The following is a 22,232-nucleotide window of genomic DNA, read 5'->3' as shown; positions in this document are numbered from 1 at the left end:
CTCCTTACTCTCCGTTCTCAGTAGCTTTAGAATGTGCTTGTGCTACTGATGATGAAGGAATATTTAAGATTGGCGTCACTTTTGTGCCATCTAAATGATTATCAGGCCAAGTTCGTGACACTAATTCACCTTCATCTAATCCAGCACTAATATAAGCATGATCAAGATCAGTACGCGCAATAACGACTTTCCGCATCTGAGTTAAGCCATTGCTATCAACCAAGACTACATGATCATTTCTCACCATGTGACGTTGTAATTTAATGGCGTTATCAATCGGCTTGGCTGCAACATTTGCGGTAACAAACGTCCCAAATTTTAGAATATCCGTTCGTTGCGAACGAGATAATTGCAATTGATAAGGATCGATCACATCAACAATGAGATAAACCATTCAACTTTGCTGATCGATGATCCCTTCAGTACCAATAAAGTCAGCTTGCCAATGTTGATAAGGCTGACCAAGGCGCTCTGAGGCTAATATAACGTGAGTATTGAGTGCGTTTGTATCGAGGAATGAAAAAGCTTGTGGTGTCACAGGAAGACGGATTCTAGCGACATCTGTACCAAATATGCGCCCAAGTTGCTCGCCAACATTGACATGAGTGCCAATATTAACGGTTTTCTCTGTAATTAAACCATCAAAGGGCGCGGTAATACTTGTACGGGTAACATTGCGTTGGGCACGGGCTAATGCTGCTTGTGCAAATTTAACGTTCGCTTGTTCTTGTTTTCGTTGTGGAATGCGTAATCCTAACGCTGACTGCTTAGCGACGGCCACATGCCGTAAATTCTTTTTTGCTACGATCCCATGGGCGATTTCTTGTTCAAGTTTCGCTTTTGCTTGAGCTAACGTTGCCTGCGCCTGAGCAAGATCAGCGTGGTAATCATCGTCGTCTAAATACGCTAACACCTGTCCTTTTTGCACAAATTGCCCAACAGCAAAAGCAGGCGTTAAGCGGTTAACAATGCCACTGACTTGTGCCACTAACTCTGCTTGATGCTTAGGCTTTACCATTCCATAAGAATGAATACTAAAACGTAATTGCTGCTTTTTCACTTGCATCACATCAAGCACTGGTACAATATTTTCAATCAATTTTTGCTGAGGCTGAGGCCGATTTAATAATAATCCGGCCGATAATCCTGCAAACAGCAATAAAATCACTACTGGTAAATAGCGTCTTATAATGACACCCATGCTATCCAATCCCTTACTAGCAAACCAAAACACACTATTACTTTAATTTGAGTGTAGATCATCTATACATAGCGTGTTGTTTAGATGTGCAATTAAGTGATCAATGCAGAATAACAACGACAGTGAATGAATGAATAAAGAAAGGCACCTAAATCTTAAACTAAGATCTAAAGCTTAAAATAAGTAACACTAACGTTTAAGTAACTGACTAAGCGTCGGGGATTTATTACCGTAAATTTTATGTACCAACACCATACATAATTCACCACACGCGATAGCATCAAACAAGGCATCATGGGCTTGATACTCAGGTAAACCTAACTTATGCCGCGCACTGCCTAAACGCGCATCTTGGTGTGATATTTGATTATTATATAAAGATTGATACAAAGGTAACGTGTCTAGCCACAGTAGCGGGCAATCATTTAATTGATATTTATGTTGTAGATACGCACTGATAAAGCCTTGTTCCATAAAACAGCCATGAGCAATACCTATTTTTCCCGTCAAAGCCACCAGCAATCGCATCATCACCTCATCAAGTGGCTGTCCCTGTAATAATTGCGCATGATCAATATGATTGATCACCACACTATCAGGTTTAATTGTTGCACTTGAATTGATTAATTCACTGACACTTGTGCTCAGATCAATCGCATTAATCTGCATAGCAACATAGCCTACCGATAAGATATCATCTTGCTGAGCATCAAAACCTGTAGTTTCAAAATCAATCGCTAACAATGGCCATTGATTAATCACTGTTAATGATTGAGGTAGCGGCGCACGAAACAATGCTTGAATAAAATCAGGTAAGTCAGGCCGCTGTTGTAACAGCGTTATTCGTCGCTGTTCCAAATCACCTAATGGATTTCCCAATAAGCGCTGCCACCATAAACACCACTGAGATCGGCTGAAAATATGATTATTCTTCATGCTTAGCAAAACTTCATTTTGATGACTTCTTGATAGCTAGTGATCAACTTAAACGTTTCCCGTAGATGTGTACGTTCAAAACTATTAAACGCATTAGGGTTAATATGATTATTAGGTATTTTACCTTGTTGTAATGCTTGCAGTTGATGGCTATAGCGGATCTGACTAATAAATTGAAATGCCGCTAATAAATCCTTGAACGTCGCCTTATTTATCACATTGTGTTCAAACAATGCCTGTAATCTTTCTTCGGTATTGGTTTTATAAACAACACTTCCCTCTGCGCTGTATAATTGTGATAGTAACTGTAAATATTGCACACGCACTAAATTCACAATAATACTTAATGCGGCACTTTTAATATCAAGCGTATTGGCATTTTCACCTTCTTTTACTAATACCCAATTTCTAAAAATACTCAGCGGTGTTTTCTGTACCAACGCATTACGAGCCAAGGCTGAGATTAAACGCGCATTATGAACCAGCTGTTTACACATACACGCCTGTAACTCATCGACCAGCTGTTGATTACCCGTCACATAACGCATATCAAGAAAGACACTCATTTCCAATAATAAATCATATTCAGGGTTTACCGCCCATTTTTGATAGTGCGCTTTCCATACTGCGAGTGGCTGACACCATTTATGCGTCACGGCCATGAAGCGACCACTGCAAAGCTCATACCCACACAACGCCATTCCCTTACTGACATACATCGCTAAATGGTGAAAATAAGCTTTATCTGTATCAGTCGCATCATTTGCTAAAATCAACGCATTATCTTGATCAGACAGCATATGAACTTCATTACGGGCATGAGAACCGGCAACAATCCAACAATATTCACAAGGTGCGGCCCCTAAATATGCCTCTGCCATCATCACTAACCGACGATTATAAGCATCCATGATCATTGCCATGACCTGACCAATAACACTAACAGTCACTTTCGCTTCAACCAAGGCTTCAAAAATAGCTTGTCGTTCAATAGCAAGCTTTGCCAGCTGATCAAGACGTTCAATTTTATTAATTTTATCAATTAAAAAGATCGCTTGAATACGATGGTTTTGAACTAAATCAGAGGGGGTAATTAATCCGATTGGAACGCCATTATCTACCACAGGGATATTCTTTATACCGTGTTGCATCATCAACGATGCCGCCGTGATCACCAAATCTTCACGTTTAACACTATAAGGCGTTTTCGTCATAACGACGGCAATGTTCTCGGTGATAGCGATACCTTCAGCAACGACGCGCTTCGTCATGTCTTTATCTGTAATCAGGCCAATAAATTCATTATTCTGCATAATAAAGGCACAAGATGAATTTGTGCTCACATGCATTGCTTTAGCAACCGCTTGAATGGTTTGAGTACTTTCAACCAAAACAATATGAGGATTAAGCACGTCCATGATAGGTTTAAAAAACAACCCTTTTTCATGTTGTGACCACACAACATTTAATCCACTGCGAAGACGACTTTGTGCATGTGAAGCAAAATGCGCTAAAGCATTCGGCTGATCATTTAATTTGGCTAATAATGCATTAATAGACAAACAATAAATTAGCGCATCTTCAATAACCGTAATGGTATAAGGATCACTGGCGGTATTGGTCTCTTGCTGAGTTAATCGAGAAAAACCAAAAAAATCTTCCGCTGCTAATTTTGCTCGTAACGTACCATCAAGATTGCGTTGTTCAACAGCGCCCGTTCGCAATAAATACAGTTGATCACTTTCTTGTAAATCAATCACCTCACCTTTACCAAAATAGCGAATAATGATCATTCCCGCGACATCACGTAATGTTTTAGGGTTTAGCTTATCAAACGGATCAACCGCTCCCATAAACTCAACAATATTAGGAATCAATGTTTCAGACATATCAATAATCACTCGTATTACTGCATCAAAAAGTTGGAAAAGCACTATTAACCAGTTGATAATACTAATATTTGGTGCTTTTTTCATGCTTGAATTACGATTACTGTAACAAAGCCCACATAAATAACATCGCAAGACTCTACATCATAATTTTGATGCTTATAACGCTTGAAAATACGTTTTCCGCCCTTATATAGATAAGAGCAAGAACAGAAATACAGTTGAATGGCATTAGATTATCAACCGTTATCTCTTAGTAATAAAACAGAGTACAATTTTTTAGTGCTGATAATATTTCAAAATCAGTACGTTAGTAAAAATCGAAATAAAACATTAGAAAAACTAATCAAAAAGTGTTGACGGCAACTCACCGGAAGCATATATTAATTACATGAACTGCCAGATGGAGTTCAAACCGCTACTAAGATTCGCCTTATTAGGGAATGCCTTATTAGCACTTATATAACGAATCAAGATCCTGTAACGGATTGGTTCACTTAGTTAGCTATTAAGTCGCCCTGTCGATAACGACACACTTAATAACCAACTAAGACTATTGCTTATTATTGAGGATAGTTTTTATGCGTAATGTAGATTTCACTCCCCTATACCGTCATGCTATTGGTTTTGATCGCTTGTTTAACCTTGTTGAAGCAAGCAACACTAAAACTCAAGCAACGGGATACCCTCCGTACAATATCGAACAAACGGATGAGAATAACTACCGTATCACTATGGCAGTTGCTGGTTTCTCTGAAGAGCGTTTAGATCTTACTCAAAACGAGAATATGCTTGTTGTAACTGGTACTCGTGCACCAGAAGAAAACAAGAACTTTATTTACCAGGGTATTGCTGAGCGTAACTTTGAACGTAAATTCCAACTTGCTGATTACGTAAGTGTTGTGGGTGCTAATCTCGAAAATGGTCTGCTACATATTGACCTTTTCCGTGAAGTACCAGAAGCAATGCAACCGCGTAAAATTACAATTGGTCAATCAGCATCAGTAGCACCGACTGCCGAGTAAACATCATCAGTTGTAAGTGCTCCTCTCGTAATAACGTTGAGCTATTAGCATCATTAATAATGCCATGATTTTGGCTATAGACTAATAGCTCCGTCAATATTCAACCCTATTATGGGTTATTTAAAAATTTAGCTGGATTGATTATTGTTATTCCCAAGGATCACATGAACCCTTTCATGGACCTTAATGGCATACTTATAACTCGCCGTTCGAATAAGAAAAACTAATCAATGTAGCGCACAAAGGAAAGAATAAATATGAGTAAGATTATCGGTATTGACCTAGGTACAACGAACTCTTGTGTTGCTGTTTTAGATGGCGGTATTCCACGTGTTATTGAAAATGCGGAAGGTGAACGTACCACGGCATCAATCATTGCCTACACTGATGGTGAAACCTTAGTAGGCCAACCCGCAAAACGTCAGGCCGTGACTAATCCTGAGAATACCTTGTTTGCGATTAAACGTTTAATCGGTCGTCGTTTTGAAGATGACGAAATCCAACGTGATCTTGATATCATGCCTTACAAAATCATTAAGGCTGATAATGGTGACGCATGGGTTGAAGCAAAAGGTCAAAAAATGGCCGCACCACAAGTTTCTGCTGAAATTTTAAAGAAAATGAAGAAAACAGCAGAAGAGTACTTAGGTGAAAAAGTAACAGGCGCAGTCATTACCGTTCCTGCTTACTTTAATGATGCTCAACGTCAAGCAACAAAAGATGCTGGCCGTATTGCAGGTCTTGATGTTAAGCGTATTATCAATGAACCAACAGCCGCAGCATTAGCGTATGGTCTTGATAAAAAAGCTGGTGACAGCGTTATTGCCGTTTACGACTTAGGGGGTGGTACGTTTGATATTTCTATTATTGAAATTGATAACGTTGATGGCGAGCAAACGTTTGAAGTACTAGCAACCAATGGTGATACTCATCTTGGTGGTGAAGACTTTGATACGCGTTTAATTAACTACCTTGTAAGCGAGTTCAAGAAAGACCAAGGCATCGATCTTAAAAATGATCCATTAGCAATGCAGCGTGTAAAAGAAGCCGCTGAAAAAGCGAAGATTGAATTATCGTCAGCACAACAAACTGATGTTAATCTGCCTTACGTTACTGCGGATGCGACCGGTCCTAAACACTTGAATGTTAAGATCACACGTGCAAAATTGGAATCACTGGTTGAAGACCTAGTACAAGGTACACTAGACCCTGTAAAATCAGCATTAAAAGACGCTAACCTAACTATAAATGACATTACTGATGTGATTTTAGTGGGTGGTCAAACACGGATGCCAATGGTACAAAAAGTTGTTACTGACTTCTTTGGCAAAGAGCCACGTAAAGACGTTAACCCAGATGAAGCTGTTGCGATGGGCGCAGCCATTCAAGCGGGTGTCTTAGCGGGCGATGTTAAAGATGTACTATTGCTTGATGTAACACCACTGTCCTTTGGTATTGAAACCATGGGGGGCGTGATGACAACCTTGATCAATAGAAACACGACCATTCCGACAAAAGCGGATCAAGTGTTCTCTACTGCTGAGGATAACCAAAATGCAGTAACGATTCATGTACTTCAAGGTGAACGTAAACAAGCGGTACATAATAAATCATTAGGTCAGTTTAACCTTGAAGGTATTCAAGCAGCACCTCGTGGTATGCCACAGATTAATGTAACATTTGACTTAGACGCTGATGGTATTTTAAATGTATCTGCTACCGATAAGGCAACAGGCAAAGCACAGAAAATAACTATTCAAGCATCAGGCGGTTTAACAGAAGCTGAAATTGAGAAGATGGTACAAGAAGCAGAAGCGAACAAAGACGCAGACAAACAATTTGAAGAGTTAGTCACTGCACGTAACCAAGCTGATCAATTGATTCATAATACTCGTAAACAGATGACTGAAGCGGGAGATAGCTTTCCTGAAGCAGAGAAAACGAACATTGAAGCAGCTATTACAGCGCTTGAAGCAGTTAAATCTAGCGATGATAAAGCCGCAATAGATACTCAAACTCAAGCGTTAATGACAGCAGCACAAAAAATAATGGAACATGCTCAGGCTCAAACCCAAGCAAATACTCAAGGACAATCTGACGCAAACCAGCAACAAAATGCGAAAGATGATGACGTTGTAGATGCTGAGTTTGAAGAAATGAAGTAAGACACTACTGTTGTTATATCGATACATTGTTAGATCAATAATCGACGACACATAGCAAAGCTTCGCAAAAACAATGGGCGTAGAGATCTTTATCTCTCGCCCTTTTCGACGATTATAATAGAGCGATAATCCCACTAGGCTAACTATCTGTGCCTTTTTAGATCATTAACTGTTTATGTATGATGCTGTTTTTCGTTATCATATGGTTTAATTGCATGATTTAGAATGTTCCAGATAGTTATCCCGCTAGGGATAAGAGGTGTTACCAATGTCAAAACGCGATTTTTATGAAGTTCTTGGTGTCGCCAAAACTGCATCTGAGAAAGAAATTAAGAAAGCTTACAAAAAGCTAGCAATGAAGTTTCACCCAGATAAAAACCCTGATGATCCAACCGCAGCCGATAAATTCAAAGAAGTAAAAGCGGCTTATGAGATTCTAATGGATAAAGAAAAACGCACGGCTTACGATCAATTTGGTCATAATGCGTTTGAAAATCCAGGAATGGGTGGCGGTCGAGGTGGTCAACAAGGCTTTGGTCAGCAAGCTGGTTATGGTGATTTTGAAGATATGTTTGGCGGTGCATTTGGTGATATGTTCTCCAATGCACGTGGTGGCCAAGGTGGTTTTGGTGGTCGTCATTCAACCCGTCCTCAAAAAGGTGAAGATCTTCAATATACAATGGAAATCGATCTTGAAGATGCGATCAGCGGCGCATCACGCGTTATCGATCTCCCTGTATTTGAAGGCCGCACCCAAACCAATAAAAAGCTAAACATCAAAATTCCAGCAGGTATCGAAGAAGGTGGCCGTATTCGTTTAAGCGGTAAAGGTCATCCTGGTATTAACGGTGGCCCTCAGGGTGACGTTTATATTCAAATGAATATTCGTCCTCACCCACGTTACACTCGCGAAGGTAATAACCTACTTTGTAAAGCAACCACTGATTTTGTTACCGCAGCCTTAGGCGGTAAAGTGGAAGTCAATACATTAGGTGGTGCAATCAGTTTAAAAATACCTGAAGGCACACAAACTGGTCGTAAATTCCGTCTAAAAGAGAAAGGCGTTACTGATCGTAAAGGCAATACGGGTGATTTGATTGTTCAACTTATCATTGAAACACCACTTAACCTGAGTGATCGCCAAAAAGAATTACTGAATGAGTTTGCAGCAGCTTAACCTAAGCTAGATGAAACCCTGTCTATAATAAAGCCAATATCAGTGAATATTATTATTCCTCGGTATTGGCTTTTTTGCATTCAACTTAGATTAAACTAGGAATACTCTATGCTAAAAAAAATCATTTCCACCAGCTTGTTAGTCATTGCAAGTATTAGCTTTACTACTTCTTATGCATTTGCCGCTAACATCACCGACATTAATAACGCGGTGGAGAATAGTCGTCATTTACTTGAAGGTGAGACATTTACGCTTGATCAACCTTGCCGTTTCTTTAATGATTACAATTACAAGCTTTATCATTGCCAAATGATGATTGCCCCATTAGCGTTAGTCAATGACAAAACCTTAGCGGCAACAAAAACAAGTGATAACCTTTTACACCGTCAAATCTCATTTATACGTAAAGAAGGTGGGTTTGCGATATTTAGATTATTGCCGATTTCAACGCATCCTACTACAGAAGAAAATGATAGCGATAGCAGCGACACCCCACCCGAGGTGGCAAAAAAACAATTATCTTTTTTAGGCTTTAACGGTGAGCACAAAGAAAAAAAATGAGCGAATAATCGCTCATTTTAAATATCCAACATAGAGTCTGCTAGGTATTTTATGATGGTCTAGGATACGAACTTAACCGTATTATTTAGTCTTTATTCTGCATCTGTTTTTTTAGACGCGCTAAATTAATTGGGTTTGAGCGTACTGTAAAAGTAATATGTTCATATTCATATTCTTCTTTAGTTACACTCATGCTTGAGCGAATTTCACCGATAATACCATTTGCGGTATATGGCACGATGATTTCATCTTCAATCATCTCATCTTGTGCAATATTAACGATATATTGATGTAACTTGGTAATATCAGCAGGATTACGGGTTGATGTCATAACAGCATCAGGAAACTCAACCATTAATGCTTGTTGCTCTTCATCACTCAATTGGTCAGATTTATTTAATATTAATTGCTTCGTGATGCCATCGACACCCACTTCTTTTAATACTTCATGCACAACATCAAGTTGTGAACGGAAAGAAGCATCAGATGCATCGACAACATATAGTAATAAAGAAGCATCATGTGCTTCAGCTAGCGTCGAGTGGAATGAAGCCACTAAATCGTGCGGTAATTTTTTAATAAAACCGACAGTATCTGACACTAAAATTCGAGGTTGAGTGATCGGCTGTAAAGCACGTACTGTTGTATCAAGTGTAGCAAACAGTTTATTTTCAACTAAAACATCACTGCCTGTTAATGCGCGCATCATTGATGACTTACCCGCATTGGTATAGCCTACTAATGCGACACAGAAAAGCTCAGAACGTTGAGTACGTCGGCCTTTAAGTTCATCTTGAACACTGACTAATTCACGTCTTAATTCAGCTAATTGATCGCGAACTTTACGGCGATCGAGCTCAAGTGTCGTTTCACCCGCACCTTTACCCATTTGACGTTCTTTATTACCAATAGCCGATTCACGTAAACGTGGTGCTAAATAGTTAAGACGTGCAATCTCAACTTGTAGTCGTGCAGTTCGAGTACGAGCATGACGACTAAAGATTTCAATAATAATACCGGTGCGGTCAAAAACCTCAACACCTAATTGATTTTCAACATTACGCAACTGTGATGGGCTTAAATCACAATCAAAAACCACTACATCAGCACTACCAAATGACAGGTTTTCAGAGGGTAGTTCTGTAAAAAGCATCTCATCAACATCATCACTTTCTTCACTTTCTTCGATCAGACCTTGATTACCAGTGAGATGTGCGATTTCAGCCAGTTTACCCGAACCTAGAACGCTTACTTTCTGATTCGAATTTAGTCTTTGTGATTGTGTTCCTACAACCTTAAAACCAAGAGTTGTTACCAATCGAGCCAATTCAGCTAATGATGCTGCTGCTTCATCCCCCTTAAACTGTGGAGTTTGAATAGAAATCAATAACGCGTGATTAGATGATGCTTTTGCAGTTAATTGCATAATTTTCTATTGTGCACATACGCGCACCCTATTTTGTATATTTGTCTCATCCTACGCTGTTATTAGTCAGCTTTATATAAAAATAGACGGTGACTTGTATTATCCATTTAACACAAGAACAAATATCCCACTTTTTGATGATAAGTTGCACTAATACTCTAGGTTTTATGACACTGAAGACAACCCTGATTTATTTATAACTCCCCAAAATTTTTTAGACATCGAAATAGTTCGCTGAGAACAATGTGAACATTTAAAACGCAACATAACAACTTCCTTATCATTTATTTACAACCTATTTTATCAAATAACGCGGTGTCTTCTTCGTTGATATCTGGTGGTGTTTAGCTAATGCCTCTATAACAGTATAAACCATTGCAGGATCTCCTTTTATACCGTTATCTTTACACGGTGCATCAGACTCAGCGCCAATAAAAATAAGTACCATACCCACAATAATCTTAAGCTACCACTATTAAACACTGATTATTAATCATTCTACTGATAATAAAAAACCCTCTCTCAATACGAATATTAATAAAGGGTTTTAACATTGTATTATCCACTAATTTTCACTGGATAATACAATAGATTTATTTAGTCGCAGCAACCGTATCTGTCGACGTAACGACTGTAGATGCTGTCGCTTTTGCTGGTGTTGCAACATGATCACTTAATTTAACTTGAGTTGGTGAGCTAATCCCTGCTTGTTGAAACTGTTGTTGCATCGCTAACATTTTCTGTTGTTGCTGGTGCATTAACTTCGCCATGTTAGATTGCATAGTATTAAAATCACTTGGATTACCCATAGTATTCCAAGAATTTGCAAATGCTTGGTTCATTTCAAGTTGTTGTTTTTGCATTGCATTATAAAAGTGCGTATCTACTTTTTGATTATTATTACCTTGAAATTGCACAATTTCATAATGGAATGGACCTTGTGGTGTTTGCAATACACCCTTGGTTACACTCTTCTCACCATCTTTAGTTTTTACTGTATTGGTCGTTTGATCAGGCAAAACCTTGGTATTCGCTTTTGCTATCATTTGGCGATCAACACTTTGGATCCAACCCGTATTACCATTAGTTGTATCACCCACTTTTTCCCAGCCATTATTTTGATAAATGGTAATTAATGGTATCTCAGACTTTATGGTTTCAACCACAGGAGAAGTAATGCTTGGGTTTTCATACACTTTAATCGTTTGTATGCTGGTGTCAGCCCACGCAGCAGTACTTAGACAAGTAACGGCTACAATACCTGTAATTGCCATCGCTAAACGTTTCATATCGACCTCTTATGCGTATTTACATAATTTAAAAATACATTAAAAACGGTGGCTATAAATAAGCAGATTGAGTGTCTATTATATTAAACGTTGAAAATGAATCCAAAATGAATAACATCATATTTATATCATTAACGATTAAACGAAAATGAAATATAACTAATTAAAAATAAAATTATTTATAACAGGAAGCTAAATTTCTACCGTTAATAATAACGACAGAACTAACTATCAATCTTGTTTAATAATAATTTCACGAGGGTAATTTTTTTCTTGCTCGTTAATATCATATTCAGATGTGCCTTGGCCTAGATCGCCAATCGGTGCTTCAGTGGCAACATCAATACTCACTCCAAATGTATGTTCGCGCGCTTTAAATTTATCAAATATCATTTTTTCTGCCGCCGTTAACCGCGTAAGGTCTTTACCTTCAAGAGTCAGTACTTGATCTAATAGTTTTTTATCTTCAGGTGACATAATAACCAACCTTCTTATGTAAATATAATAACTACATTATGTTTAAATACGATACGCCATTGAGGTTAATATACTAGCCACTTATGTTGTAGAACATGAGCAATGAATTTTCATTTGTGATCCTTTATTTTCTCAAGCTGGCGTTAACTCCGCTAGTTATAAGTTGCCGTAACCATTGATGACTAGGATCTAAATCAAAATGTTTATTCCATAATAACAGATAACCACCTGGCTCTAATTCAATAGGAATAGGACGAATGATCAATTCAGTATTTTCAATCATCGCAAGTGCGGGTCCAGAGGGATAACACATCAATAAATCACTTTGCTCACATAACTTCGCGGCGGCATAAAAATCCGTCATATTAACCGCATTATCGAGCTGCTTATTCTCAAGCGCTAAAATTTCATCAAGCAGCCACCGCTTTAATCCGCCAATACTAACTTGTAAATGACGGTATTTTAAAAATATATCTAAATTCCAAGGCTCACTTAATGCAGGATGCCCTCGACGCATTAAACACACCGGATAATCACGCGCTAACTCAATATAATTTAACGATGAAGGTACATTACGATAATGACTGGATGAACGTTCATCCCACTCAAAAATACCAATACCAAAATCAATTTCACAGCGTAATAATCGCTGCAAACTATCATCGTTCCATGTTTTACTGGTTAAACTAATATCAGGGGCTTGCTGTAATAACTGAGGCATAAAACGGGGGTAAGTTAATGCATAAGCGGTTTCAACTAAATCAATATGAAATTGACGTTGGCTCTGTGCAGGATCAAATAGCTCTGCACGCGTTAACTGATTAATCTGCTGTAAAATATCATAAACCGAATCTGATAATGACAATGCTTTCGGTGTTGGACGTAAACCATAAGGTGTCCGTTCAAATAAAGGATCAGCAAACGTTTGACGTAATTTAGCTAACTGCTTACTCACCGCCGATTGACTAAGATGAAGTCGCGCTGCGGTGGCTGTAACACTTTGTTCTTCCAACAACACGTTTAATATACGTAATAAATTTATATCAAAGTTCTTCATTTACTGCGCCCTTACCAACAACCAAAATCAATAGCCTAAATCAATCAGTCAACATTATGCTGGCTGTACTCGACTACGCAAATGTTGGTGCGCAGCATCTGAGATATCATTACCCCATGCTTGACGTTGTAATTGTTGCGCTGCGACTAACGTTGAACCCGAACCAAAAAAAGGATCAACGACAATATCACCAACAACTGAGCTTTGTTCAATTAATATTTGAATCAAAGGCACTGGTTTTTCTGTCGGATAACCGCGATAAACGCGCTTAAATTCAAGCACGTCAGGAATAGACAAATTAGCTAATTTACGTTTTCCTTTTTCAAAAAAAAGAATAAATTCATAGCGAGCTCGATAATGATAGCCCATACCAATCGCGACTTTATCCCACACAATCGGTTTCCAAAATTTAAATCCAGCCTGTTCTGCGATAGGTTTAATGTAAAACATGGTTTCCTGATCGCAGAAAAGATAGAAATGACTATTGGGTTTTAAAACGCGATAAGCTTGTTCAAGTAAAGTTTGAAATCGTTGATTAGGAAAAATATCAAACCACTGATTACTGGAAGATTTACTATTTTTTAGACGTGTGGTTGTGCCTATTTTTCGATGCTTTTCTAGTGATTCATAAGGAGGATCAGTAATCAAAAGATCGATACTATTATCCGTTAATGAAGACAGCCATTCGACGGCATCTTGTTGATATAATTGCATAGAGAAACCCACACTGAACATTAAAAAACCATAATGCCTATCCATTAATGAACAGGCACTACTTTCGTTAAGTGTTGTAGCAAAAAAATATCAATATAGATAGCACCAAGCGATTAAACACTGGTAATTCTACTCAACTGTGCTATTTACCACCATTGTGAGTTTTCTTGCTTCACGTCGGCAAAGCGGCGTTAATAATGTCATGTTGTTTTTTATAAAAGTATCAACAAAGGTAAAATCAATTTGGCTATAAGCATTTAACACTTGCCCCATCGCTTGCTGTACTAGCAATGACTTATCAGCGGCAAGATATAAAATAGTCTCCGTTAACAGCACTACATTCGTCTGTTGCTTATGGTGTAAGTGCGCTAATACTGACGCCCGTTTTAACCATACACTGTCTGATTCACGCCATTGAATAAGGTAACGTTCTAAGTCTTTATCTTGCAGTATCACCTTACCTATCAAGTTAGTCACAAGACGATCTAAAGTATCAACATTATCGGCTGTTGCTAACATTTCAAGATACACATCAAAAGAAGCTAACGTCTGATATTCAGGATAATACTCACCAGCATCTAAAGCTAAATAGCGTTCTTCTCGATAAACCCCCGACCATAACCACAATAATAAGCGATGATAGTCTTCGATATTATCAATACTGGTATGTGTAATCGCTAATTGAAATATTTTATGACGCTTTTCTAGGCTAACACCATAAAAGGGTTGTCGACTGTTAAGATCATACTGCATTTTTTTTGCAACAAGTGTACTGCCTTCAGCGACTAAATGTTGCTGCATAAAGATAACCATTGGTATAACTAATGACATAGCCGTTCCTCTTTGTTATCTCTCATTACTGCTGAGCATTAAGGCATGTAATGGTTAATAACTTTATTATAATCAATATTGTTATGTTTTTTGATTGATAAAACCAAGTATTCCGACTTTTTCATACTGCGCGTTAAATCTCAAACCTTTTCTAACTATTTCAAACAATTTACACACCAAAATACAAATAACAATCAAACTCATTCAATTTTGCAGTGTAAGTTTGCATTTATCTTGGTTTAAAATGATAAGTATTATCATTACTATTCAAGAAATCATTCTTCCTAGGTATCATTGTGAAAAATAAGCTGAAATTCCTCACACTTTGCGCAACTACTTTTTGGTCATTTAGCTCTTTTGCCGCAACGTATCCAGTTACAGTAACCGATGTTGCCGGGCGCACTATTACGTTTGACCACCAGCCTCAAAATATTGCGTTATCAACGAGCCGTATTTTTCCTTTACTTGAAATTATTTATCAACAAGATGCTGCAAAACACCTTGTTGCTGCACGCGATGATATGCAATTTTCCGCACCCAGCATGTATGCCAACTATGTAAAAGAATACCCTTCGCTCCAACATGTACCCAAAATTGGACTGATAAAATCAGGCGAATTTGATGCTGAACGGTTCATTAATTTAAAACAGAAACCTGATTTATTTATCGTTGATTTATCTAATATTAAATTAGCGCAAGATAACGGTTTATTAAAAAAATTAAACGCAGCAGGCATTAAAGTGATCGCGGTTGATTTTCGTGAAAACCCAATTAAGAACACTGTAAAATCGGTTGAAACGGTGGCTAAAGCCGTCGGTCGAGAAGCTCAAGGACAAGCATTTGCTAACTATTACCTTGATCATATTGCCGATCTTAAACAAACCCTTGCCCAATACCCTAACTTGAAGCCCAAGCGGGTCTTTATTGAACGAGCAGCAGGTTACAGTGATTCATGTTGTCGTACATTTGCTGGCGGTAATATGGGGGCTTATATTCCGTTCTTAAAAGCAATTAATATTGCAGATAAACCATTAAAAGGTGCAGTAACTGGACAAATGTCACCAGAAACCGTAATCACGGCTCGACCTGATGTTTATATTATGCAAACAACAGGTTGGGTTAATGATAAGGGTCAGCCAACACATGGTATACCATTAGGTTATAATCCTAATCCTGCCGCAATCAAAACAGCAACATCAGCATTAATGGATCGTGATTGGCTACAAGCTGTCAGTGCTTATCAAACCAAAGATATCTATTCAATTTATATGCCGTTTTATAATTCACCGTATAACTTAGTCGCAATGGAATACTTTGCTAAATGGATTCATCCCAACGTATTTAAAAATCTACATCCAGAGAAAACCTTTGAAGAAATGAATAAGCAATTTGGTCATCGCACAATCAGTGGCGATTTTGGCCAGAATAACTTTAAGGCTATGCAGTAATGACCTCAATCTTACTTGAGTTAAACACACATAACATTCGTAATCGTAACAAGAAAGTGGCCTTAGCGGCTTTCTTTATACTCAGTATTATTTGTGTTATTGCCGATATTTTCATTGGCTCACAAGGGCTAACTTTTACTCAAGTGATCCACGCACTGATTCATCCTCAAACCAGCGATATTGCCAGTAAAATTATTGTCTGGGATATTCGTATGCCAATGGCATTAATGGCACCATTGATAGGTGGCGCCTTGGCATTGGCGGGCGCACAAATGCAAACCACATTAAATAATCCCCTTGCAGATCCTTATACTTTTGGCGTCTCAGCTGCAGCAGGATTTGGTGCTTCACTGGTAATCACGAACGCTATTGCGATCCCCTTTATTCCACCACAATATCAAATAGCGTTAATGGCATTTATTATGTGCTTATTAACCACCTTTTTAATTGCGGCGATTTCATCAGTAAAGCGGATTTCAATTGAAGGCGTAATGCTATTTGGTATTGCGTTAATGTTTGCTTACGACAGTTTACTGACCATGATGCAATACGTTGCCAGTGAAACCCAATTACAAACATTAGTATTTTGGCAAATGGGATCACTTGATCGCGGCAGTTGGGCCAAAATTACGGTACTTGCGATTGTATTACCGATTGTATTATTAATAATGATGAAAGATGCTTGGCAGTTATCCACCCTTAAAATCGGTCACGAACGTGCTCAAGCAATGGGAGTAAACGTTAAGCGACTGCGCATTAAGACTCTATTATTGGTATCAGTGATCACATCGCTAGCGGTTTCATTTGTAGGGGCAGTTGGTTTTGTCGGACTCGTTGCTCCTCATATTGCACGTATGGTGTTAGGTGAAGATCAACGTTACTTCCTACCCGCATCATTCCTTGTCGGCGCAGTGTTACTAGAACTGGCTTCTATTGCCAGTAAAAGTATTATGCCAGGCATTATTTTACCGCTAACGGTGGTGATGTCGATTATTGGTATTCCTTTCTTTGTTTATTTAATCATTAAAAAAGGGGGGCGTTTTTAATGGCACTCACAATTAGTGATATTTCAGTCGCATTTGACGATAAAACAATTTTAGATAACTTATCGCTACCTACCATTGCGTTAGGCGAAATGGTAGCGATTATTGGTAAAAATGGTGCAGGAAAATCAACCTTACTCCGTCATATTACGCAAAATTTACGCCACCATTCACAGCAAATTTTATTACATGGTAAACCATTAACCTTAGAAAACATTGGTTATTTACCTCAAGATCATCGTATTTCAGCCACCATTACAGTGGTTGAATTATTGATCACCACGTTGAATATGGGATCACATTCTTTATTTGCTAAAGCGAACAGTGCAGAAAAAAGTTTACAATTATTAAAACAAATGGGAATTTTACATTTAGCCAATAAAGTGTGTACTGAATTATCTGGCGGTGAAAGCCAAATGGTGGGGCTTGCGCAAGCCGTTATTAACCAACCGAAAGTGCTAATACTTGATGAACCAACGTCGGCGCTTGATATGCATAACCAAATGAAGCTTCTTGATTTTGTGAAAAAATACAGTCAAGAAAGCCAAGCTTGTGTATTAATGGTGATCCATGATCTTAATTTAGCCATTCAATATTCAACCAAAGTGGCCGCGTTGCACCAAGGCAAATTATTTGCTTATGGCGATCCAATAACGACGATTACACCCCCTTTAATTTGGTCGGTATTTGATGTTGATTCACACGTTGCTATTATCGATGAGCGGCCGATTGTCGTTGTTAAATCATCAAATAGATCACAATGAACCATTTTATTACGCCTCAGTATTCTGAGGCGTAATCGTATGTTAGATCATACATCGACCAAATTAAAAGTTAGCTACTACTTTATAACCATCTTCCATTACAGCCATAATCGTACGTACTGATTGACTATCACCCAAACAAATTAACCCTTGGTTTCCATCACAATCTTCTTCGCCAAAGACATCGCTAAATTATTATCATAATAAGCGGCTTCATTGATAAAATGAGGATAAGCCTCGTAATCACCTTGCCAATGCACTTCTGTGCCATCAAACAAAGTAAAGATTAGATCACCATTACGTAGCGGTTTAAAATCATTATCTTGCACTGAGCGATGTACCATGCCGATACGCTGTCCTTGCTCATCTTCTGGCAATGACAGTGTTTCATGGTAGCGGAATGCTTCATAGCTTGGAATTAAAGGAATAAGTTCATTGGTATTATGCAGATGAACAAAATCAAGAATATGGGTTGTCATCTCATCCATCCAATCAAGAATATCTTGGCGGATCACCGATTGTGGCTGCGGTCCAACTTCAACAATAACGCCCTGTGGTGCAATAGAACTAAGAAAATGGTTTTGTTCAACGGGTGTATGATCTTCAAATACCACCACCGCATCAGGCATCTGCATTTTAACGTATGCCCCCATCTGACGATTAAAGCTATCAGATTGCAATAGAATTAAACAAGGCCCCATATTACTGGTGGTATTGTGTAAATCGATAATAAAATCAACGCGGGCATCGCCTTTAGGACCAATCTGTTGATTAATCACTTTAGCGCGACTCTGCTCATAACTTGCCAAGTCATTATTGGCTAAGTCAATTAAACTAAATTGGCGGTTTAAATCATGGTCAACATAACGTTTATTGTCATCGTGAGCTTTAGGGTTAGCAAAGACAGTTTCAATACTAAAACTATCTCGCACTACTGCTGTTGGTTGCTGCCATTTACGTAATAAGTAAATACCACTAAATTCATTACCATGAGTACCACCTACAACCGCGACTGTTTTTATTTTACTCATCCTTGTGCCTTAATATATACAGTGATTAGTTTCAGTGTACTGACTTTACTCTCTTTGGGAAGTCTGTTTATTAGATGAAAAAGTGATTATATATCACTAAATTGGACGGGTTTGCGCCAATTTCAAATAGGAATGAAGTCGATCATTTTTATATTCGATAGCAGAATGAATATTAACGTAGCGATTAGCATATACGGCACAACGATAACAATTATCACCCTTGATAATTTCAAGCTCGATAACACCATCGACTAATTGCCAATGTCCTTGCGTGTGTAGACGATTAAATAAAGTATATTCATCTAAAGTGCCATCAGCATGTAAACGCAGTTCAGTAATATAACCAGCACTACAGGTCTTAATCCAGTATTGTTGATATATTTCATCACGTTGAAAATTACGCTTAGTCTCTAACCATTGGTTCATCATCGGTTGTAGTTCAACACCTAAAACGGGTAATTGATCAATATCGAGTAAGCGCACACGTTCAGTTTCACGATAAAATAATTGTAGCGTCTTTTTTTCAAACATCCTTGTTCACCAACTTATTAGCCTATGTAATGCTGTTAGTAACGTATATTTTACCAACCGTATAATATTGTAAGATATTAATAGATAGTGACAACAACTACTAACAACAAACGAGATTATGCAGTTAACGTCACATAAAATATGCGGTGTTACGTATAGCAACAATTCAGCCTTACATTTATATTTACATATCGACTTTGCCACGCAATTGTTTGGTTTTACCCCGTTGATTTTTCTTATCCATCCGCCGTACTTTAGACCCTTTAGTTGGCTTCGTCGCTCGACGTGCTTTTTGGATCACCATCGCGCCTAGAATCAATTGCTTTAAACGTGATAACGCTTCTTCGCGGTTCATTTCTTGAGTTCGGTGCTGCTGAGATTTTAAAACAATCACACCATCTTTAGTTATACGGCTATCTGATAATTTCAATAATCGTTCTTTGTAAAATTCAGGCAGAGATGAGCGATTAATATCAAACCGTAAATGAATAGCACTCGAAACTTTATTAACATTTTGTCCACCTGCACCTTGAGCTCGAATAGCAATTAATTCAATCTCCCAATCCGCTAAACTCACAGCATTAGAAATCACTAGCATTGATATTTACCTCTTTTAATGCTGTTTTATATTTACTTAATACTACCACACTCAATACCGTAATCAGCATCAACCAAAACAAACAACGACTTATAATATTATGACTACTTTTTATCTTGTACTCACCAAAATATAGATATAAAAATGCCTGATCTATTTTATAATAGATCAGGCAATTATTATCTTAATAAAACCTAAATATTATGCGTATCAATAGCAATTAGTATTGTGAGTTAACAACAACCTCTTCACCGTAGATACCATTTTTAGCAATCGGACGGTTAGTTGAGTTAGCAGGACGCATAATACGAATACCCACAGCGCCCGCATCACGTGCAGCGGTAATATCACCATCAGAATCACCGTAATATACTTTAATATTTTCAGCTTTTATGTACGGTGTTTTTGTATTGGTTGTTTTACTAGAACCAGCAAAAATAACTTTATTCATATGCTTAATGTTAAACACATCTTTTAAATATTGCGTGGTGATCTCACATTTTGAAGAATCGCGACCAGTAATAAAGTAAATATCATCGCCACGCTTTTGGTGCATAGCAATTAACTCTTTACCAATTTGTTTTGGAATACTGAATTTTTCCCACTCACAATTTATTTTATCCCAGAATTTCTGATCTTTTAAATAGCTAAAATTGTTTGGAGAAAAGACTTGTTTGCCACGATAAAAACCTGGAGAGCTAAATAATACAGTATCATCAACATCAAAACCTACCGCCATCGGTGGTTTGCCTTTTAGTTGTTGAGCAATTTGATCTACAGTTACCCAATCAACACTTTTAGGTTGTCCCATTTGTGTTAATTGAATTGTGCTATATCCTGTTTCAGTACCTGGTACTTTTGGCGTAGCCATTACAGAACTAGAAACAAGACTCAAAGCAAGCAAAGAAGAAATAGTAATCGCAGTAAATGTCTTTTTCATTTTAGAATAAATCATCAAAAAAAGTGAATGGATAATCTAACGATTCACATTTATATATAAAGTGATAGTTATCACATTATATTGCTATTTTATATGAAATATAAGATCCATGATAAATAGACGTAAAAAATAACAGCTATTTATCAAAAACCAATTGGCTATAATATTTATTATTATATTCTAATTATTAAAAACTAACATTGTACTGAAATACTTTGAACTAATTTACTTTATTATTACTCTAATATTATTAACCCCTAATTATTTATAGTGATTGATCACACGATGAAAAAAATACTTCTACCTATTATGCTAGGCGCATTACTTACCGGCTGTAATGAAACAACAGCTAACAGCAATGGGGATTTTACGGCTCAACAAAAAGCAAAAATTGAACAAATTGCGAGCCAATATATTATTAATCATCCCGATGTATTAGTAAAAGCCTCTCAAACATTACAACAACAGCAAATGCAAGCTCAACAAGTTGAAGCTAAAAAAGTCGTCATTGCGAATGCGGCTCAACTTATAAATGACAAAACTACACCATTCATTGGTCCTAAAGACGCAAAAGTGAATGTGATTGAATTCTTTGATTATCAATGCATGTATTGTTCTAAAATTGCCGACACTGTTAAGCAATTAGAAGCAAAAAATCCAGATGTAAAATTCATCTTTAAAGAAACACCTATTTTCGCATCACGCTGGGAAGCATCAAAATATGCGGCTGATATGGGTAATTGGATCTACCAACAAAAAGGCAGTGCAACATACGCTAAATATCATAATGCCGTATTCGCAACAGGTAAAGATGAAGGTAAGTTAACTAAAAAAGATATTAATACTATTGCGACCAGTATTGGTATTGATGTATCTAAATTTAATGTAAATAATACTTTTATGAATAATTTTGAGTTATTTAGTAAATTAGGTTTCCAAGGCACACCTGCATTAATTGTAATGCCAACAAATAACATTACTACAGACAACATTACTATTATTAATGGCTATAATCCTGAAGCACTTAAAAAAGCAATCAGCGATCTACAAGCAAGTACTAAATAATAGTTACATTAAAATAACAAGATAAAACACAACAAGAGTTAATATTATATCTTGTTGTGTTGTT

23 protein-coding genes are annotated in these 22,232 nt (G+C 37.5%); 8 read left to right on the top strand and 15 right to left on the bottom strand.

The features are described from left to right. Window positions 1-4: 4 nt before the first annotated feature. The 4 genes from CIK00_RS05980 to CIK00_RS05965 form a co-directional block, all read right to left on the bottom strand. Complete coding sequence (locus CIK00_RS05980; protein WP_101768001.1) at window positions 5-394, bottom strand: efflux RND transporter periplasmic adaptor subunit; 390 nt, start codon at window positions 392-394, stop codon at window positions 5-7. Next, window positions 395-1,201, bottom strand: a complete 807-nt coding sequence (locus CIK00_RS05975) for an efflux RND transporter periplasmic adaptor subunit (RefSeq protein WP_101768000.1) — start codon at window positions 1,199-1,201, stop codon at window positions 395-397. It lies immediately after the preceding gene. Between the two features lie 189 nt (window positions 1,202-1,390). Continuing rightward, window positions 1,391-2,137 carry a 3'-5' exonuclease gene (locus CIK00_RS05970; RefSeq protein WP_101767999.1) on the bottom strand — a complete coding sequence of 249 codons (747 nt, stop codon included), beginning with the start codon at window positions 2,135-2,137 and terminating at the stop codon, window positions 1,391-1,393. A gap of 2 nt (window positions 2,138-2,139) precedes the next feature. After that, window positions 2,140-4,113, bottom strand: a complete 1,974-nt coding sequence (locus CIK00_RS05965) for a DUF294 nucleotidyltransferase-like domain-containing protein (protein ID WP_101767998.1) — start codon at window positions 4,111-4,113, stop codon at window positions 2,140-2,142. Window positions 4,114-4,607: 494 nt separating this feature from the next. Between CIK00_RS05965 and CIK00_RS05960 the strand changes: the two genes are divergently transcribed. The 4 genes from CIK00_RS05960 (at window position 4,608) to CIK00_RS05945 (ending at window position 8,954) form a co-directional block, all read left to right on the top strand. Continuing rightward, complete coding sequence (locus CIK00_RS05960) at window positions 4,608-5,051, top strand: Hsp20 family protein (RefSeq protein ID WP_101767997.1); 444 nt, start codon at window positions 4,608-4,610, stop codon at window positions 5,049-5,051. A 257-nt stretch (window positions 5,052-5,308) separates the two neighbouring features. Further along, entirely contained in the window at window positions 5,309-7,216 is a 1,908-nt protein-coding gene (gene dnaK, locus CIK00_RS05955; protein WP_101767996.1) for a molecular chaperone DnaK, read from the top strand. Window positions 7,217-7,484: 268 nt separating this feature from the next. Then, window positions 7,485-8,393, top strand: a complete 909-nt coding sequence (locus CIK00_RS05950) for a DnaJ C-terminal domain-containing protein (protein ID WP_101767995.1) — start codon at window positions 7,485-7,487, stop codon at window positions 8,391-8,393. 108 nt (window positions 8,394-8,501) lie between these two features. After that, the gene (locus CIK00_RS05945; protein WP_101767994.1) at window positions 8,502-8,954 is read left to right on the top strand and encodes a hypothetical protein; all 453 of its coding nucleotides are present in this window, start codon (window positions 8,502-8,504) and stop codon (window positions 8,952-8,954) included. Window positions 8,955-9,039: 85 nt separating this feature from the next. On the opposite strand, the gene hflX is transcribed toward CIK00_RS05945, so the two are convergent. The 7 genes from hflX to CIK00_RS05915 form a co-directional block, all read right to left on the bottom strand. Further along, window positions 9,040-10,380, bottom strand: a complete 1,341-nt coding sequence (gene hflX, locus CIK00_RS05940) for a GTPase HflX (protein ID WP_101767993.1) — start codon at window positions 10,378-10,380, stop codon at window positions 9,040-9,042. A gap of 295 nt (window positions 10,381-10,675) precedes the next feature. Next, window positions 10,676-10,828 carry a hypothetical protein gene (locus tag CIK00_RS21290; protein WP_167388522.1) on the bottom strand — a complete coding sequence of 51 codons (153 nt, stop codon included), beginning with the start codon at window positions 10,826-10,828 and terminating at the stop codon, window positions 10,676-10,678. A 145-nt stretch (window positions 10,829-10,973) separates the two neighbouring features. Then, a complete protein-coding gene (locus CIK00_RS05935) occupies window positions 10,974-11,669 on the bottom strand; it encodes an SH3 domain-containing protein (protein ID WP_101767992.1) in 696 nt (231 codons plus the stop codon). A gap of 231 nt (window positions 11,670-11,900) precedes the next feature. Beyond that, the gene (locus CIK00_RS05930; protein WP_101767991.1) at window positions 11,901-12,146 is read right to left on the bottom strand and encodes a hypothetical protein; all 246 of its coding nucleotides are present in this window, start codon (window positions 12,144-12,146) and stop codon (window positions 11,901-11,903) included. 124 nt (window positions 12,147-12,270) lie between these two features. Then, window positions 12,271-13,203, bottom strand: a complete 933-nt coding sequence (locus CIK00_RS05925) for a LysR family transcriptional regulator (protein ID WP_101767990.1) — start codon at window positions 13,201-13,203, stop codon at window positions 12,271-12,273. Window positions 13,204-13,257: 54 nt separating this feature from the next. Further along, window positions 13,258-13,917 carry a DNA-methyltransferase gene (locus CIK00_RS05920; RefSeq protein ID WP_101768021.1) on the bottom strand — a complete coding sequence of 220 codons (660 nt, stop codon included), beginning with the start codon at window positions 13,915-13,917 and terminating at the stop codon, window positions 13,258-13,260. Between the two features lie 129 nt (window positions 13,918-14,046). Beyond that, the gene (locus tag CIK00_RS05915) at window positions 14,047-14,748 is read right to left on the bottom strand and encodes a DNA alkylation repair protein (protein ID WP_101767989.1); all 702 of its coding nucleotides are present in this window, start codon (window positions 14,746-14,748) and stop codon (window positions 14,047-14,049) included. Between the two features lie 296 nt (window positions 14,749-15,044). Between CIK00_RS05915 and CIK00_RS05910 the strand changes: the two genes are divergently transcribed. From CIK00_RS05910 to CIK00_RS05900, 3 genes are read left to right on the top strand one after another with little or no spacing between them, the layout of a single operon-like run. Beyond that, window positions 15,045-16,196 (top strand): ABC transporter substrate-binding protein, encoded by a 1,152-nt coding sequence (locus tag CIK00_RS05910; RefSeq protein ID WP_101767988.1) that lies wholly within the window; start codon window positions 15,045-15,047, stop codon window positions 16,194-16,196. Further along, a complete protein-coding gene (locus CIK00_RS05905) occupies window positions 16,196-17,242 on the top strand; it encodes a FecCD family ABC transporter permease (RefSeq protein ID WP_101767987.1) in 1,047 nt (348 codons plus the stop codon). The genes CIK00_RS05910 and CIK00_RS05905 overlap by 1 nt, the downstream gene beginning before the upstream one ends. Further along, window positions 17,242-18,003, top strand: a complete 762-nt coding sequence (locus CIK00_RS05900) for an ABC transporter ATP-binding protein (protein WP_101767986.1) — start codon at window positions 17,242-17,244, stop codon at window positions 18,001-18,003. The genes CIK00_RS05905 and CIK00_RS05900 overlap by 1 nt, the downstream gene beginning before the upstream one ends. A 143-nt stretch (window positions 18,004-18,146) precedes the next feature. On the opposite strand, the gene CIK00_RS05895 is transcribed toward CIK00_RS05900, so the two are convergent. The 4 genes from CIK00_RS05895 to aphA form a co-directional block, all read right to left on the bottom strand. Next, window positions 18,147-19,034, bottom strand: coding sequence for an aspartoacylase (locus CIK00_RS05895; RefSeq protein WP_101767985.1), 888 nt, complete (start codon window positions 19,032-19,034; stop codon window positions 18,147-18,149). Between the two features lie 96 nt (window positions 19,035-19,130). Further along, entirely contained in the window at window positions 19,131-19,565 is a 435-nt protein-coding gene (locus CIK00_RS05890) for a hypothetical protein (RefSeq protein WP_101767984.1), read from the bottom strand. A gap of 184 nt (window positions 19,566-19,749) precedes the next feature. Further along, the gene (gene arfB, locus CIK00_RS05885; protein WP_101767983.1) at window positions 19,750-20,163 is read right to left on the bottom strand and encodes an alternative ribosome rescue aminoacyl-tRNA hydrolase ArfB; all 414 of its coding nucleotides are present in this window, start codon (window positions 20,161-20,163) and stop codon (window positions 19,750-19,752) included. A gap of 220 nt (window positions 20,164-20,383) precedes the next feature. Further along, on the bottom strand, window positions 20,384-21,103 hold the full coding sequence (gene aphA, locus CIK00_RS05880) for an acid phosphatase AphA (RefSeq protein ID WP_101768020.1): 720 nt from the start codon (window positions 21,101-21,103) through the stop codon (window positions 20,384-20,386). A 285-nt stretch (window positions 21,104-21,388) separates the two neighbouring features. Here aphA and CIK00_RS05875 point away from each other — a divergent pair, with 285 nt between their 5' ends. Then, complete coding sequence (locus CIK00_RS05875) at window positions 21,389-22,168, top strand: thioredoxin domain-containing protein (RefSeq protein WP_101767982.1); 780 nt, start codon at window positions 21,389-21,391, stop codon at window positions 22,166-22,168. Window positions 22,169-22,232: the final 64 nt, after the last annotated feature.

Origin of the sequence: Photobacterium carnosum (assembly GCF_002849605.1) — a bacterium.
Taxonomy (GTDB): domain Bacteria; phylum Pseudomonadota; class Gammaproteobacteria; order Enterobacterales; family Vibrionaceae; genus Photobacterium; species Photobacterium carnosum.
This window is presented reverse-complemented; position numbering and strand designations above follow the sequence as displayed.